Below are 13,890 nucleotides of genomic sequence, written 5' to 3' on the forward strand. Positions count from 1 at the left end.
TTCTGCCTTTCCTCAAGCTGTTAGAAGTCATCTCGCCTCCTCATTGCTTACGACAGAAACTCGACATACCTACTCCTGAAAATTAGCGATGAAAATAAACAACAACATCCGACTCATTTATTTCAGTCAGTCACTACCGTCATTAAGCAAGGCAGATATAGAAAACATCTTGCTTGAATCTCGACAAAATAATGAAAAAATTGATGTCAGTGGCATTCTTTGCTTCGGCGGTAGCGATTTTATCCAGGTTTTAGAAGGCGAGGAGTCTACAATCATCTCGCTTTATGCCAAGATTTTAAAGGATACAAGACATCAATCCTGCCAATTGCTGGATATCCATTTCGCAGACTCTCGCCTTTTTGAAAAGTGGTCAATGGGATTTGTCGAGCGGTCAAAAGCCGACTTTGAAAAACTCCACCTCATACTCAACCAGAGTAAAAAATCTAATAAATTGGCTTCAAGTGAAATTACGACCTTATTAAAGACCTACCTCGGCTCAAACCAATAAATATTGTTATGACGGCTTCATGCGCATTGAGTCGAGCATGCCATTAACAATTCGGGCAGCATTTTCACTGCGTGTACCACGAAAGGTCGATACCAACATTTTTGCCTCATTAAAGGCGTTATCAATATCTTCTTGAAACAACTGCCTAAAGCGGTTTACGCCAATAATGTACACCCCGCCCGGCTGCTCAATTTGACTTAAAATTTCCTGCTCTTCTTCACTATGCCGCTGCGCAATCAACTCACCGACTAGACAGCTATAGAGAGGGATTCCCATTATAAAGGTGAGTAGTTTATTAACCTCTCGGGGATTATGAAGCTTCCAATATTGTGCATATGCCGATATGCGCCTAAAGCGTGGCCAGTCGAGTTTCGTCAAAGCGGCTATCGGACCGGATGGCTGCCCACCATCAAAGATAATCTCAATATCCTGACAAAAGCTATGAAAGTCGGGGATTACTGCATCACTTAAATCACGCGATACGATAGCAATATCGGCTTCCAATTCTTCTAAGGCTTGTAAGGGAGCGTCGTAGAATTCCACGCGAGACTGCAAGCTGTTGTCTTGCTCATCACGCCAAAAACGTAACGCTTTGGCCTGTGGATGAAATTCAGCCATCACCGCTACAGATGAAAAAAGAACAGCATGCTCTGTCATCATATCGGCTCCCGTCACAGCCATTATTCAGCACCGCGCAACGACACCACTATTTACACTGTGCTTAATGACATATTAACAGGCATAAAAAAGCCCCGGAAGCTTTTGCTACCGGGGCTTCTTTACAATCTATTGATTAAGCCAGTGCTGCCAGGGCTTTATCATAATCGGGTTCATCAGCAATTTCAGCAACTTGCTCGGTGTAGAGCACATTGCCATCATCACCAATGACAACCACAGCACGTGAACACAACTCTGCCAAAGGTCCTTCTTTTACGGTCAAACCGTAATCCTCAGCAAAACTAGAACGAAATGCCGATGCAACAACCACGTTTTCAATGCCTTCCGCACCACAAAAACGCGCCATTGCAAAGGGTAAGTCTTTAGATACACAAACAACGGTGGTGTTAGCTAACGAGGCCGCTTTGCTATTAAACTCACGCACCGATGTCGCACAGGTTGGGGTATCAATCGACGGAAAGATATTCAATACAATACGACCAGACAAGTCCGATAAGTTCAGATCGGATAAATCATCTTTTGTCAGGGTAAATGCGGGCGCATTGCTACCGACAGCGGGCAGCTCACCGGCTGTTTTGAAAGGGGTGCCTTTTAAAGTCACTGTTGCCATAGAATAAATCCTCCTGATGACTATTTTTGATAAGAATAACGGATGACGAGCCTTACATTGACAGTGCCAACTGTCAACCTGAGCAGCCTTATCCGATGAGTAAAATTTGTTAATTGTGTGATTGCATAAACTGACTGAGGTGGCCATGCACTGCTCTGGCATCAGTCAAGTTACGTTTGGCTATACGAACGCGCTTATCTTCAATCATCGCAATCATTGCTACCACGCCTACTATACTGGAAATGGTTCCTGCAATGCCGCCAGATATCCAGGCAATATAAATGGCAAGACTAATCAACATAAAGACCTGTACTACCATCCATTGCGAAGCTAACTTTTCTTTACGACAGGTATGACATTTGTACTGCCATAGTTGCTCAAGTTCCAACAACTCAGCCTGACTCAGAACCGATAGCTTGTTGTAATACTCAATACCGATGAGTTCATCGTTATGGTTACGTGAAACTAAGTGAATATCCTCTGCCATCTCCTTAAGGGCCACAAAGGTATCTTCGTCACGTTCAATCATCATCGCTCCTTGCAACGGTTTACCCCACTATGCCGCATTGCCGCCACCAGCCTCTAGGGAAGGTTTTCCTAATTTTTTGTATCTCACTTGCTGAGCTTCATAAAACTTTAATACACTGTCCCTATAGTGCATTCATAAAACTACCTGAACCGTTCACCTAAGCTAAAGGTATCTGAAATGAATGCACGCACTGAGAACCCCATTATCATCTGGCGACTCACTGATGGTAAGCCGGGACATCAAAGCCAGAGTCAGGGCTTGGTCAATGCGCTGAAACGTAAGATGCCGTGTGAATGTTTTGATATTCCTGTCAAAGGCCGCTTACAGCCGGTATTCGACTTACTCAGTGCTATTTGGCCTGCCGGTCAAGGCCTGCCTTTACCTGATTTCATTATCGGTGCCGGACATCGTACCCACTTACATATGCTGGCAGCTAAGAAAGTCTACGGAGGTCAAACCATTGTCTTGATGCAGCCCAGTTTGCCCGTCTCATTGTTTGATTTGAGCCTGATTCCAGAACATGACCGTTACCAAGGCAATGGAACAGTAATTGAAACGCGAGGCGTACTCAATCCAATCCAGGCACATGGTTCGCACAACAAAGAGCAGTCTTTGATTATGATTGGCGGCCCATCTAAGCATTGTGATTGGGATACCCACAGACTGGTTTCTCAAATCACCCAATTGTGTAAGCAAAACCCAAGTGTGAAATATTGTCTAACGACATCAAGACGCACGCCGAGTGACTTTGTCTCGGCTATGCTGCGTTTATCGCTCAGCAATCTTGATATTGTTCCTTTTGAGCAAACCGGACATGGCTGGGTCGCGGAGCAGTTGGCAAACAGTTTTAGTGCGTGGATTACTGAGGATTCCGTTTCCATGGTCTACGAAGCACTCACCGCACAAACCGCGGTAGGCCTATTGAATATGCCAATAAAACGTGAAAATCGTGTTTCTCACGGCATGAATACATTAATCGATGATGGTCATATCGTCCGTTTTGACAGCTTAGGACTTTATAAAAAACAACTGAGACCGGTTGTTGGTTTTATCGAGTCGAACCGCTGTGCTAATTGGATTTTGCATCACTGGTTGGAGCCAGCTACCGCATTTATCCCTCAGGCTGTGCCACAAAACGGTTAGGCCTGGATGCAACAAAAACTGCACATTGTTCAGGTTTTACCCGCATTACAATCAGGTGGGGTTGAGCGTGGCACCTTGGAAGTGGCCGATTATCTTGTACAACAAGGTCATCAATCTACGGTGATATCGGCGGGTGGCCGTTTAGTCACGGCCCTTGAAGCGGGTGGTAGCCAGCATATTCAAATGCCAATCGGCCAGAAATCATTGTGGACACTTAGACTGATTCCAGCATTACGCCGGTTTCTTCGCGACAATCAGGTTGATATTTTGCATGTTCGGTCCCGTTTCCCTGCCTGGGTGTGTTTTTTAGCATGGAAAACCATGGATCCGACTACCCGTCCCAAACTCATCACTACCGTGCACGGTACTTATTCTGTGAATGCCTATAGCAACATCATGACTAAAGGCGAGCAGATCATCGTCATTTCCAACATGATCCGCGAATATGTACTCAATAATTATCGTGTATCCGCAGAAAAACTCACCCTCAATTACCGCGGTGTCAGTGATCAGGCACATCCTTATGGATATCGGCCTGATGCCCAGTGGTTACAACGATGGTACGACGCACACCCCGAAACAGACCAGAAACAGCTTATCTGCCTGCCTGCACGTCTGACACGCTGGAAAGGCCAACGTGACTTTATTGAGATTATTGCTCAGTTAAAACAAAGCCATCCCAACGTACATGGCTTAATCGTCGGCGATGTTCAAAAAGGCAAAACAGCCTTCCTTGAAGAGCTCAAACGTTATGCCGCCCAGCTAGGTATCAGTGATAACATCAGCTTTACCGGCCATCGTAGTGATATTCGTGAGGTAATGGCGGTATCAGACATTGTTATGTCTTTATCCCTCCAACCTGAAGCATTTGGTCGCACTGCGATTGAAGCACTGAGCTTAGGTGTTCCCGTTATTGCCTATTCTCATGGCGGTGTGGCAGAGCAAATGTCAGCCGTTTTACCCTCAGGTCTCGTGGCCGTTGGCGATACGCAACAAGCTGCAGAGTTAGCCTTAAGCTGGTTAAAAATCCCCCCCAGCGTGCCGACAAAACACCCTTTCAGTTTAAGCAACATGCTCGACAATACACTTAAGGTCTATCGCAAAGCGTTAAACCAACAGGCTTTGTCATGAGGATCTGCCAATTATTACTCAGCCGTGGGCAAGGCGGCTTAGAAAAACACGTTCGTGAACTCACGATACAGCTTCACGCTGATGGTCATGACGTCATTGTGGTCGCGGATAGATCGTTTCTGCGAGATCTCCCGGCCGGTATCGAGCGTCATGCTATTCCCAGTCATTTAAGCCGCTTTAATCCGCTGTTGTTATTTTCCGTAGTAAATATTTTACGCCAGATCAATGCCGATATTATTCATGCTCAGGCGAATAAAGCGGCAACGGTGTTAAGCAAATTACACCCCTGGCTAGCGGCTAAAACCGTTGGCACCGTTCACAATATAAAACGTAATCTCACGCCTTATAAAAAGCTGGATCACGTCATCACCGTCAGTCAGCAACTCTCTAATGGTTTTAAAGACAATGTCAGCGTGGTTTATAACGGTATTGCAGAGGTAAGCCCTCAACCACGCGATCTACGTCAGGCATTTCATTTGGATGCCGACAAGCCTGTTTTGGTCGCTGTTGGCAGACTGGTGGAAGCAAAAGGGTTTGACATGCTGCTTGAGGCAATTCGAGGCTTGCCCTTAAGTTTGTTAATTATTGGGGAAGGACCAGAAAGACAAACACTGGAAAAGCGAATACAAAGTTTGCCAAGCACGACACAGTGCCACCTTTTGGGTCAACGTGAGGATGCCACCCACCTGATGGCATCCGCTGACGCTGTTGTCATTAGCTCTCGTCGCGAGGGGTTTTCCTATGTGTTCAATGAGGCTGTGCTTTGCAATAGCCGTGTTTTAGCCACTGATGTACCGGTTGCTAATGAGGTGCTGCCAAGCGATTTAATCACACCGATCGCTGACCCCAAAGCCTTTCGTACTCGCTTACAAAATTTACTAGCCGATTTACTAGGATGGTCAACCTTAATGCAAAAGCCTCAGCGTCAAGCAGCTGAAACCATGACTCTCAGAGCCATGAGTAGTAATACCGTAAACGTCTATCAATCATTGATCACTACTCATGCCAAAACCTACTGACAAAATTCTCGTTATTAAACACGGCGCTTTTGGTGATCTTATTCAGGCTGATGGGGTATTGCGTGATATACGAAATCATTATCCACAGGCAGAAATCGTCTTGCTCACTAGTCCTGAGTTTGAGAGCCTTATGCACCGTTGTCCGCATATTGATCGCATCCTCACTGACTCGAGATCACCGGCTTGGCAGCTAACAAAACATATCGCCTTATCAAAGACTCTCAAGCATGAGTTGTTTACGCAAATCATTGATCTTCAAAATTCCGATCGAACGCGCCTGTATCGTCGTTACATCTTACCCAAGAGTCAGTGGATTGCGCGCTTGTCGGGGCTTGAGCCAGAGTCCGGCCTAAAAGGCCAATTAGCCTTGTTAAAGCAGGCTGATATCCCTATACATCATGCATATTCACCCAATGTGTCGTGGATGGCGGACAATATTTCGTTTTTGTTGAAACGCCATCGCGTTCAATCGCCCTACATAGCATTAATTCCGGGCTGCTCAGCCAGTCACCCCGAGAAACGCTGGCCTTTTTATAAAGAACTCGCCACAGCCTTACTAAAACACGGCTTTGATGTCGTCAATATTTTAGGACCCGATGAGCTTGAGATGGCCGACCATATGCCCGGGCATTGCCTGACCAAGCAACACGGCTTGTTCAGTTGGTTTGAACTTGCGGGCATACTGAATCAGGCGAGTTTTGTGATTGGCAATGATACTGGCCCCAGCCATGTTGCTTCATGTCTAGGCAAACAAGGTCTAGCCTTATTTGGGGCGCATAGCTCTGTCACCAGAGCGGAGATCCGTCGTGGCGATTTTCGCGCCTTAAAAGCCAATGATCTCAGTCAACTTTCGGTTGAAACGGTTTTGGCTGCGGTATTACCGAAACTGCCAACACCCACCCAACCCCCAACCACACTAAAGCGCCGACCCAATTATTCAGTACGCTAATTCCCCCGGTTAACGGCCAGAAGCTTACCGTTAACACCACAAAACTTTGTGTCGCTGTGAGCCAGGCTTGTCGCTGAATAAGCCTCATTAATGCTGCCAAGTAAATACCGACCAGTAACAAGATGAATAAGCCCACACCAATCAAACCGGTCTCAGCGCCAAGCTGTAAGTAAAGATTATGTGGATGCGTACATTGCATGGTCGAATCCGCAAATAGGCCCAGCTGTTCGCAGGTTAGCTGATAGGTATGAATACCACTTCCTACCCACAGGTTCTGCTGCCAGGCTTGCCATGCGGCTGAAAATACCTGCCCATAATCTGATTGCCAGAATGCGGCTAATTTGTCAGTAATACTGGTCACACTCCTCGCCGTCATATCCGGTGATGACAGCATGATCAGGTAAAACACGACGCCGATAGCAAGGAAAGTCATCAATAAACGTGATCGGTACTCACGATAGTGAATAAATAAAGCACTACTAATCATCACACTGCCAGCAAAAAACAATATGAGTGCCATGCGCTCACCTGTGATAAACATAAATGCCAGCCCTAACAACAGACCAAGTGGGTACATCTGAACCTTAAACCAAGGCGATAAATGTCGTAGCTGCCATAACTGTATTGCAAATAACGCAATAAACCACACGCGAAGCATCAGCGTTCCTGGCACCGGATTGCGAAAGGGGCCTGTCAAACGCACTTCAGTAAATCGTTCTATCCCAAACCAATCAACATAATAAAAGTACTGCCAAGCAGTATCCGCAACAACAAACACCGTCACAACCACTAAGGACAATAAAAACTGTTTCTGACGCTGCGGTGACACAAACAGCCAGTATGCTAAAGCCGCTGCAAATAAAGGCCATCTAATAAAAGTAAGTGCATACTTCAGGCTTTCATCGAAAGACACACTGAGCGGTAAATTCACTAACACGATATAGGCCCAAAACAGTAAGGCTAGACGAAACCATGCCTGATTAAGCCAGTCCCAGTTTTTACCCTGATAGCTGTGATATAGAAATAAAAGCCCAATGAACACAACGGTGGTGTCAGCCAAGGCACGTGAAAATAATAATAACGCCGGCAAAAGCCAGGGAATGATGGTTTCAGCGTGATGCAAAACGCGGGATTGTGGATGAGTCATAAAACCAGACAAAATAAATGACTAGTATATTGACCAAATATTGCAGCTTTATGGCAAAAAAAAGCCCCGATACATGTCGTATCAGGGCTTCTTGTTTTAATCGCTTATCGTTTATTCAGCTGATGTGTCATCGCTGGCTACAGTGAGCGCTTCATCTGGTGCTTCCAATTCCAGACGTTCGAGCAATTTACCCATTGTTTCTGCCAACCAATAACAGGCGTATAGGTGGTTATAGTAGGTGTTTGTGTATGCGTTACCGGCTGTTAACACTTCATTTTCTGTATCCAGAAGATCTAGCAGAGTGCGTTGGCCCAGGTTAAATTGTTGCTGATAAGCTTCACGGGTTTGTTTAGCTGAGTTTAACCTTTGCTCAAGAATCGGCAGTTGGTGAGCAAAGTTATCCAATGCGTTCCATGCCAGACGAACATCACGCTCGATATCACGAATAGCAATATTGGCTTCTTCTCGTGCTTGCTCACTTAAAAAACTCGTTTGTTCCAGACGGGCTTTATCTGCACCACCATTTAACAGGTTGTAACGCAGACGAATCATCGCCAAAATTTCTTTTTCGTGGCCTTTCGTTCCATCCAGATCATTGTCTGCGCGTGTACTCAACTCCAAATCGACACGTGGGTGGAAAGGCGCTTCAGCGCCCTGCTCCTGCGCTAACGCTGCTTCATGTTGAGCCATCGCTGAGCGAAGGGCTGGATGTTGATGATAGGCAATTGCTAAGGCATCTTCTAAGGTTGCTGGTGCTTTATCACAACATTCCAAACCAGGATCAACGGTTGATTCCGGCATATTGCCGACCACACGGTGATAACTGCTAATGGCATCTTCAAGGTTACCTTCGTTTGAAGCTTGGTTAGCTTGAGACAAAGCCAAACGACCTCGAGTCTGCTCTAAATCAGCGCTATTACCCACACCGCTATTACTGCGCTGCTCAATTTGAGAGAAGATTTTTTCATGTCCCTCAAGGTTATCTTCTGTCAGTTTCAACAAATCTTGTCTACGCAACACATCGAGATAAACCTCAACAGCTCGCAACGAAGTGGTTTCGGCCGTATCCGTTACGCCATAACCGGCGGACTCAGCTAAAGACTGGCTTTGTTCAATAGAACTTTTGGTTGCAAACCCATCATAGAGCATTTGGGAAGCGCTCAAACCGGCTTCGCCTCGAGTCAACGTCCTGTGTCCAGGTGCCGTTGAATTGTTTTCGGCTCGCTCTCTACCAATGCCCAAGTTCAAGTCAACTGTTGGGAAGTATCCCGCTCTGGCTTGATCGACAGTCTTATCGACGCTCAGGCTACGGTTCGACTCAGCCAAAATGTTGGGATTACTTTGAATCGTTTTATCAACAGCTTCGGTAAGTGTTTGAGCTGACGCCGTTTGAGACAACATCAGCAATGAACCCAGAACTGAAGCTGATAATGTTAGTAATTTAAATTTTTGTAGCATTGCAATACTCCATCAATCAACGTGCGTTAATTTCGACACGACGATTTCTTACCTCAACAGTGTCATCAGGGGTGGACACTAACAGTCGATACTCGCCTTCGGCAGAGATTCTAACGCTGTCAGCAGGAACACCAAAGTCAATCAGTTGTTGACGGACTTTTTGGGCTCGACGCAATGACAGGGCCTCATTGTAGGCACTAGAGGCAGAGGTATCGGTATGACCCGTGATAACGACCTCACCAAAGCTTCTGTCAAGAATTTTCTGATAAATCTCTTGTGACTCTACTCTCGATTCAGCAGTAAACTCTGTTTTGTCCAGCAAGAAGAAGAGTTTTGCGCTGAATGGCTCAGGCAATGTAACCAACTTCGGTGTTTCAGGTAGCTCCATCGGCGGGACTTTACAGAAAGGTGACTCACCCTCTGCTACCACTACCGGTGCTTCTACAGATTCGCGTAAGTCTGACTGCATTTTGTCAGGCCCAATGGTGTTATGAATACCACTACAGCCTGTTACGACAAAAGCAACCAACAATAGCAGACTAGAACGGCACAACTTGATCATCTCTGATGCCCTTTATGAGAAACAATGTATGTTTGAAATTGGAGACGGGGTTGAGAATTGCGCAATAGGGGAGCTGAAATGAGCATAGCAAGACTGCTATAATCACTCTGCCTTGTGGCCGCTTGGCGCATAAAATCCTTCATCAATCATGTTCTCCCTGAATGCCGACCCACTAAGGTGACAGTACGTGTATCCTTGAAGTATCAATTTTTATCAATGGCAAGTCAACTTATGCATTTGTCCAAGATACTATCAATCTAAACAAAGCCATACGCATCTGTGACTATATCAGCTTGTTTACACAAGCCCTATTAAACATGATTGTTTGGTAAATGTGAACCGGATCACATTTTCTATTTTTACGACACCCGCCTAGCAGCCCTTATCAAATAGCTTTCCACGGCCGAAAATGGCTATTGTTTGCTATAACAAAGACTCAATGGCTGAATTCATTTGTGCTGAGCTTGGCTCTACTCGACTAGAGAAGTGCTCAACCACCTCTCCTTGCGGATTAATGAGGTATTTGTTGAAATTCCAATCAGGCTCTTCCGTCTGCTTATTAATTTCTCTGAATACTGGGTTAGCCCTATCACCTTTCACATAGCTCGGCGCTATCATGGTAAAGCTTACGCCAAAATTTTCGCGGCAAACTTTGGCTGCTGCTTCCTCTGTTTTCGCTTCCTGATTAAAATCGTTGCTGGCAAACCCGACCACAACCAAACCTTGTGATTTGTATTGTTGGTGCAAAGCTTCCAAGCCTTCAAATTGATGGGTATAACCACAGTGACTTGCTGTGTTGATTATCAATATGGGCTTGCCGGCCACCTCATTACAGAGGTTTACCGTACTGTTCGAATGCAATTTAGGTAAATCGTAATTTAGAAATGTTGGACAAAGATCGGCAGCATGAATGTTTCCGGAAAAAACGATGCCTAATGCAACTATAATTCCACGCATGGTTGTTCCTCTACTAATAAGTATCCCGACAAAAAGCCAGACCAACTATGCTCGAGTTGAAATGAAAATAATGTGATATCGAAAATTCTTACCTGCTTCCTCACACTGCTGTAGAAGTGTCGATAACTCAGGATGTATTGTCATGCTGAGTGTTTTATCTCTAATTACGTGATAAAAATGTGGCTAAAGATGAAGCCTACCCTCCCGCTAATATGGGAGGGCAGACTAGAATAATTACTGCATTGCGTCTTCTGCTTCATCAGCGGCATCTTCCATTGCATCGCCCGCTTCTTCCATAGATTCATCAATTTGCTCACCGGCTTCTTCAGCAGGCCCATCGTTATCACATGCCGCCAACAGGCCAAAGCCTGAGAATGCAAACATGATCATCAAAGCACGACACAACATCATGAATGAAGTTGATTTTTGTTCGTTCATTTTAGCTCTCCTATTAATGGGTCAATTCTTTGGTGAATGAGGGATTGTTTCCTCTATTCCCAAGACAACGAGAGTAACCTATCGTTCAACTTTGTCACAACAATCCCCATGACTGACTTCACAGTATGCAACTATTAACAACGATGCTGATAAACAGTCGCAATATGTATGGGACAACGTATCAATTATCCACAACTTCATTAGACGCTAAAACACTACCAGTATCAAAACAGCGGTGAACTTTTATCTATTTGAGTGCTCGGAATTTATAACGAGCATGTACACAAACAAATGGCTTGCTTGCATTAGCCCTGAATTATTCTGTGGCGATGCTCAACGAGGTGATAAACAAAGGAGACGACGATGAAAAAAATGCTATCTCTTATCTTGGGGCTGACTTTCGCCTTATCACTAACCGCGTGCAATACCATGGAGGGGGTTGGCCAAGACATGGAAGCAGCAGGTGATGCTATCGAAGGTGAAGCCGCTGAAAATAAAAATTACTAACCGCTATTCAGACAATCCCGGTCTGCTCCACCGGGGTTGTTGATAGTAAAAAAGCTAGGCAATAACCTGGCTTAATCAATAGAAGGAGCATTTGCGAAAAACAGCTTTTCTCTCAAATAAGAAATCGTCAACAGCCCGCCTGAGGTTGAATATTTCTTTGTGAAAACAACCTAGCAATGCCCCCGCGAAGAGTTGTGTGAACCGGGAGAAGCAGAAAACCTTAATGAACACTAATGGCCATACCTACACTCTATTTGCGCCCCAGCTTTTATAAATCTTCTCAGAAACACGTTCCAGAGTAGTTTCTGGCACGGCATCAGACATTCCGGGCTCAAGCGGGTCAAAATGAAAAATATATAAACGGGATGCAAATTGTTCAAATGGCAGAGACGCCTCACCTGAGCGTTCTGAATAGCCAGCAGTACTAACCAGAATATCGTCACCCCAGTGCTGACCACTGTCATTATTAGGGTTATAAAAATACACCCGCATAATATTCTCCTGATCCAAGGCAACACGTAGAATCGTGATGGCATGCCAACCTATGAATCGCATAGCACTATCAGTGATTGCCACTCCTGCGGGTTGCGGGTGAATTAGTGGCTGGTTGCCATTGTAATAAGGATGATAACTTGCGTAAAACCGTCTTAAAAAGTCGTCCAAATCAATCAACTTTCCCGTTGCAACATCAACATTAATACTGAAGCCTCGACCACACCACCAACCATGAAACTCAGGGTTGACCCAACGATGTGGATCGCCGTCTCTATCTGCACAACGTCTACCCATCTCAGCATAGATACGATCCAAATGTGGCACTAGAATCAGCGAAACTGGATCCAAATCAATCGGCAGTTCTTTGGCGACACCAGAAATACTCTCATGTGATGAAATGGCCTGCCCCTCAAAGTGCATGACAACCTCATCATCACGCGCGGCTCTGACCACAAGCTGTAATAGATTATCCGGATCGTTATAAGCCCACATCGAGATTGCTCGCGCTGACTGGCAAGTGGGGTTATTGCCTTGACCGACGCCTAAAGGCTGCCCCAACACACATAACACCCCTTCAAGTAAACGTGCTTCGGCTGAGGGTGTTTCACCAAACAGCAAGGTCAATCTCTGTTTCGAGAAGTCTGATAGCGTTAATGACAGCTGTCGCCATAAAGCAGGTGCGACAGGAGGCTGATACAAAATACAACGCTCCAACATTAACGCCAGACCATAAATAGCTTGTGCTGACTCTGGATGCACCGTTTTATCGATCAAAGCACGCACTAAATCCGCGAAACTGAGTAAACAGTCACGCCCGGTTGACGATAGCCCCAGAGCCTCACTAAGTAAGTGGTCACTATGCTCTGTAACATAGCGTAGCAGTACAGCATGATAGGGTGACACCAGTCCGGTGTCATGCATCGCTCTGGCAAACCCGGTGGCTTCATACTGCAAAGCCGCCGTATCCATGCTCTCAAGTCGAGACAAATACACATCAACACCGGGATCTTCCCTTGATGCCTGCGTTGCCCCATACAAGCTGCTAACCAAACGGTCAGCGCCATGACCACTCTGTCCCAGATCAATATCTGGATTTTGCTGGCAAATGGCAATCTGCGTCACCATTTGCTTGATGTGGTCAACTTGTATCGGACGCTGTTGCAGAATTCGCCAGATCTCGTCAATCAACTGCTCAATCACGTGCTCGTAACCGATACGCTGCGCAAGGTATTGCAGTAAACCACGACTGATTTGAGCCAAACGACCCTGCGTTTCACGTTCAGCCTCTGAAGGCACTGAAAATAATAGCTGTAAGTTGACTGCCAAAATCTGGGTCAGGTGATGATGCGCCTGCTCAGAGGAAATGTCGGCATGGTTGTATTGCTCATCAGCCACAGCCAGCAGCCGTAAATCACTTAAGGCCTCAATAAGCACTGTATCGGCATCAGCACTCTTTAACGCGTAGGCACTCAGTGACGGCACCAGAATCTGTGGAAAGGCATAATCGGTGTTATTGAACACACCCGCCCGCTCTATGCGCTCAATGTAACGTTCTATAAGCGCATAACCACCATCACACTGAACAACACGCTTGACGCTGTCATAGAGGCGTCGAACTTTAGTCGCTTTTGAAAAGTCGGGCGCTTCGTCGAGCGCCGTAATAGCGTTTTCCAGTCGTTCTAGTAAATGCGGTTGCATCGTTTCATCGTGGATACTGGCCTCATTAACTGATTCAACCAAACTCATTCCTTATAGCACC

General features: G+C 45.7%; 15 protein-coding genes. 6 read left to right on the top strand and 9 right to left on the bottom strand.

From position 1 onward, the window contains the following. Positions 1-88 precede the first annotated feature (88 nt). A complete protein-coding gene (locus MDMS009_RS07595; protein WP_008291053.1) occupies positions 89-508 on the top strand; it encodes a BLUF domain-containing protein in 420 nt (139 codons plus the stop codon). Positions 509-514: 6 nt separating this feature from the next. Here the strand turns inward: MDMS009_RS07595 and MDMS009_RS07600 are convergent, their stop codons facing one another. The 3 genes from MDMS009_RS07600 to MDMS009_RS07610 form a co-directional block, all read right to left on the bottom strand. Then, entirely contained in the window at positions 515-1,189 is a 675-nt protein-coding gene (locus MDMS009_RS07600) for a hypothetical protein (protein WP_008291010.1), read from the bottom strand. A 112-nt stretch (positions 1,190-1,301) separates the two neighbouring features. Next, positions 1,302-1,796 carry a thiol peroxidase gene (tpx, locus tag MDMS009_RS07605; RefSeq protein ID WP_008291157.1) on the bottom strand — a complete coding sequence of 165 codons (495 nt, stop codon included), beginning with the start codon at positions 1,794-1,796 and terminating at the stop codon, positions 1,302-1,304. A 109-nt stretch (positions 1,797-1,905) separates the two neighbouring features. Continuing rightward, complete coding sequence (locus MDMS009_RS07610; protein ID WP_154646996.1) at positions 1,906-2,328, bottom strand: hypothetical protein; 423 nt, start codon at positions 2,326-2,328, stop codon at positions 1,906-1,908. A 174-nt stretch (positions 2,329-2,502) separates the two neighbouring features. Between MDMS009_RS07610 and MDMS009_RS07615 the strand changes: the two genes are divergently transcribed. The 4 genes from MDMS009_RS07615 to MDMS009_RS07630 are packed head-to-tail and all read left to right on the top strand — an operon-like array spanning position 2,503 to position 6,567. Then, positions 2,503-3,468: a mitochondrial fission ELM1 family protein gene (locus MDMS009_RS07615; protein ID WP_008290878.1), complete on the top strand. Its 966-nt coding sequence runs from the start codon at positions 2,503-2,505 to the stop codon at positions 3,466-3,468. A 6-nt stretch (positions 3,469-3,474) separates the two neighbouring features. Then, on the top strand, positions 3,475-4,599 hold the full coding sequence (locus MDMS009_RS07620) for a glycosyltransferase family 4 protein (protein ID WP_008291086.1): 1,125 nt from the start codon (positions 3,475-3,477) through the stop codon (positions 4,597-4,599). Then, positions 4,596-5,618 carry a glycosyltransferase gene (locus tag MDMS009_RS07625; protein WP_008291030.1) on the top strand — a complete coding sequence of 341 codons (1,023 nt, stop codon included), beginning with the start codon at positions 4,596-4,598 and terminating at the stop codon, positions 5,616-5,618. Before MDMS009_RS07620 ends, MDMS009_RS07625 begins: the two co-directional genes overlap by 4 nt. Beyond that, complete coding sequence (locus MDMS009_RS07630) at positions 5,602-6,567, top strand: glycosyltransferase family 9 protein (RefSeq protein WP_043888051.1); 966 nt, start codon at positions 5,602-5,604, stop codon at positions 6,565-6,567. The genes MDMS009_RS07625 and MDMS009_RS07630 overlap by 17 nt, the downstream gene beginning before the upstream one ends. Here MDMS009_RS07630 and MDMS009_RS07635 read toward each other — a convergent pair. The 5 genes from MDMS009_RS07635 to MDMS009_RS07655 form a co-directional block, all read right to left on the bottom strand. Beyond that, positions 6,458-7,714, bottom strand: coding sequence for an O-antigen ligase family protein (locus MDMS009_RS07635; RefSeq protein WP_008290882.1), 1,257 nt, complete (start codon positions 7,712-7,714; stop codon positions 6,458-6,460). The genes MDMS009_RS07630 and MDMS009_RS07635 overlap by 110 nt on opposite strands. A 111-nt stretch (positions 7,715-7,825) precedes the next feature. Next, complete coding sequence (locus MDMS009_RS07640; protein ID WP_052298150.1) at positions 7,826-9,172, bottom strand: TolC family outer membrane protein; 1,347 nt, start codon at positions 9,170-9,172, stop codon at positions 7,826-7,828. A 16-nt stretch (positions 9,173-9,188) separates the two neighbouring features. Beyond that, a complete protein-coding gene (locus tag MDMS009_RS07645; RefSeq protein WP_081443605.1) occupies positions 9,189-9,734 on the bottom strand; it encodes an OmpA family protein in 546 nt (181 codons plus the stop codon). A gap of 423 nt (positions 9,735-10,157) precedes the next feature. Next, a complete protein-coding gene (locus MDMS009_RS07650; protein WP_043888052.1) occupies positions 10,158-10,691 on the bottom strand; it encodes a glutathione peroxidase in 534 nt (177 codons plus the stop codon). A 234-nt stretch (positions 10,692-10,925) separates the two neighbouring features. Next, a complete protein-coding gene (locus MDMS009_RS07655; protein WP_008290883.1) occupies positions 10,926-11,129 on the bottom strand; it encodes a hypothetical protein in 204 nt (67 codons plus the stop codon). Positions 11,130-11,492: 363 nt separating this feature from the next. On the opposite strand from MDMS009_RS07655, the gene MDMS009_RS07660 reads away from it, so the two are divergent. Next, complete coding sequence (locus MDMS009_RS07660; protein WP_008291102.1) at positions 11,493-11,636, top strand: entericidin A/B family lipoprotein; 144 nt, start codon at positions 11,493-11,495, stop codon at positions 11,634-11,636. A 243-nt stretch (positions 11,637-11,879) separates the two neighbouring features. On the opposite strand, the gene MDMS009_RS07665 is transcribed toward MDMS009_RS07660, so the two are convergent. Continuing rightward, a complete protein-coding gene (locus MDMS009_RS07665) occupies positions 11,880-13,877 on the bottom strand; it encodes a hypothetical protein (RefSeq protein ID WP_008291014.1) in 1,998 nt (665 codons plus the stop codon). Positions 13,878-13,890: the final 13 nt, after the last annotated feature.

Source organism: Methylophaga thiooxydans DMS010, from assembly GCF_000156355.1.
Taxonomy (GTDB): Bacteria; Pseudomonadota; Gammaproteobacteria; order Nitrosococcales; family Methylophagaceae; genus Methylophaga; species Methylophaga thiooxydans.

Coding starts and splice junctions, on each gene's coding strand:
- MDMS009_RS07595 (WP_008291053.1), top strand. CDS start 89: ATGAAAATAAACAACAACATCCGACTCATTTATTTCAGTCAGTCACTA.
- MDMS009_RS07600 (WP_008291010.1), bottom strand. CDS start 1,189: ATGGCTGTGACGGGAGCCGATATGATGACAGAGCATGCTGTTCTTTTT.
- tpx (WP_008291157.1), bottom strand. CDS start 1,796: ATGGCAACAGTGACTTTAAAAGGCACCCCTTTCAAAACAGCCGGTGAG.
- MDMS009_RS07610 (WP_154646996.1), bottom strand. CDS start 2,328: ATGATGATTGAACGTGACGAAGATACCTTTGTGGCCCTTAAGGAGATG.
- MDMS009_RS07615 (WP_008290878.1), top strand. CDS start 2,503: ATGAATGCACGCACTGAGAACCCCATTATCATCTGGCGACTCACTGAT.
- MDMS009_RS07620 (WP_008291086.1), top strand. CDS start 3,475: ATGCAACAAAAACTGCACATTGTTCAGGTTTTACCCGCATTACAATCA.
- MDMS009_RS07625 (WP_008291030.1), top strand. CDS start 4,596: ATGAGGATCTGCCAATTATTACTCAGCCGTGGGCAAGGCGGCTTAGAA.
- MDMS009_RS07630 (WP_043888051.1), top strand. CDS start 5,602: ATGCCAAAACCTACTGACAAAATTCTCGTTATTAAACACGGCGCTTTT.
- MDMS009_RS07635 (WP_008290882.1), bottom strand. CDS start 7,714: ATGACTCATCCACAATCCCGCGTTTTGCATCACGCTGAAACCATCATT.
- MDMS009_RS07640 (WP_052298150.1), bottom strand. CDS start 9,172: ATGCTACAAAAATTTAAATTACTAACATTATCAGCTTCAGTTCTGGGT.
- MDMS009_RS07645 (WP_081443605.1), bottom strand. CDS start 9,734: ATGATCAAGTTGTGCCGTTCTAGTCTGCTATTGTTGGTTGCTTTTGTC.
- MDMS009_RS07650 (WP_043888052.1), bottom strand. CDS start 10,691: ATGCGTGGAATTATAGTTGCATTAGGCATCGTTTTTTCCGGAAACATT.
- MDMS009_RS07655 (WP_008290883.1), bottom strand. CDS start 11,129: ATGAACGAACAAAAATCAACTTCATTCATGATGTTGTGTCGTGCTTTG.
- MDMS009_RS07660 (WP_008291102.1), top strand. CDS start 11,493: ATGAAAAAAATGCTATCTCTTATCTTGGGGCTGACTTTCGCCTTATCA.
- MDMS009_RS07665 (WP_008291014.1), bottom strand. CDS start 13,877: ATGAGTTTGGTTGAATCAGTTAATGAGGCCAGTATCCACGATGAAACG.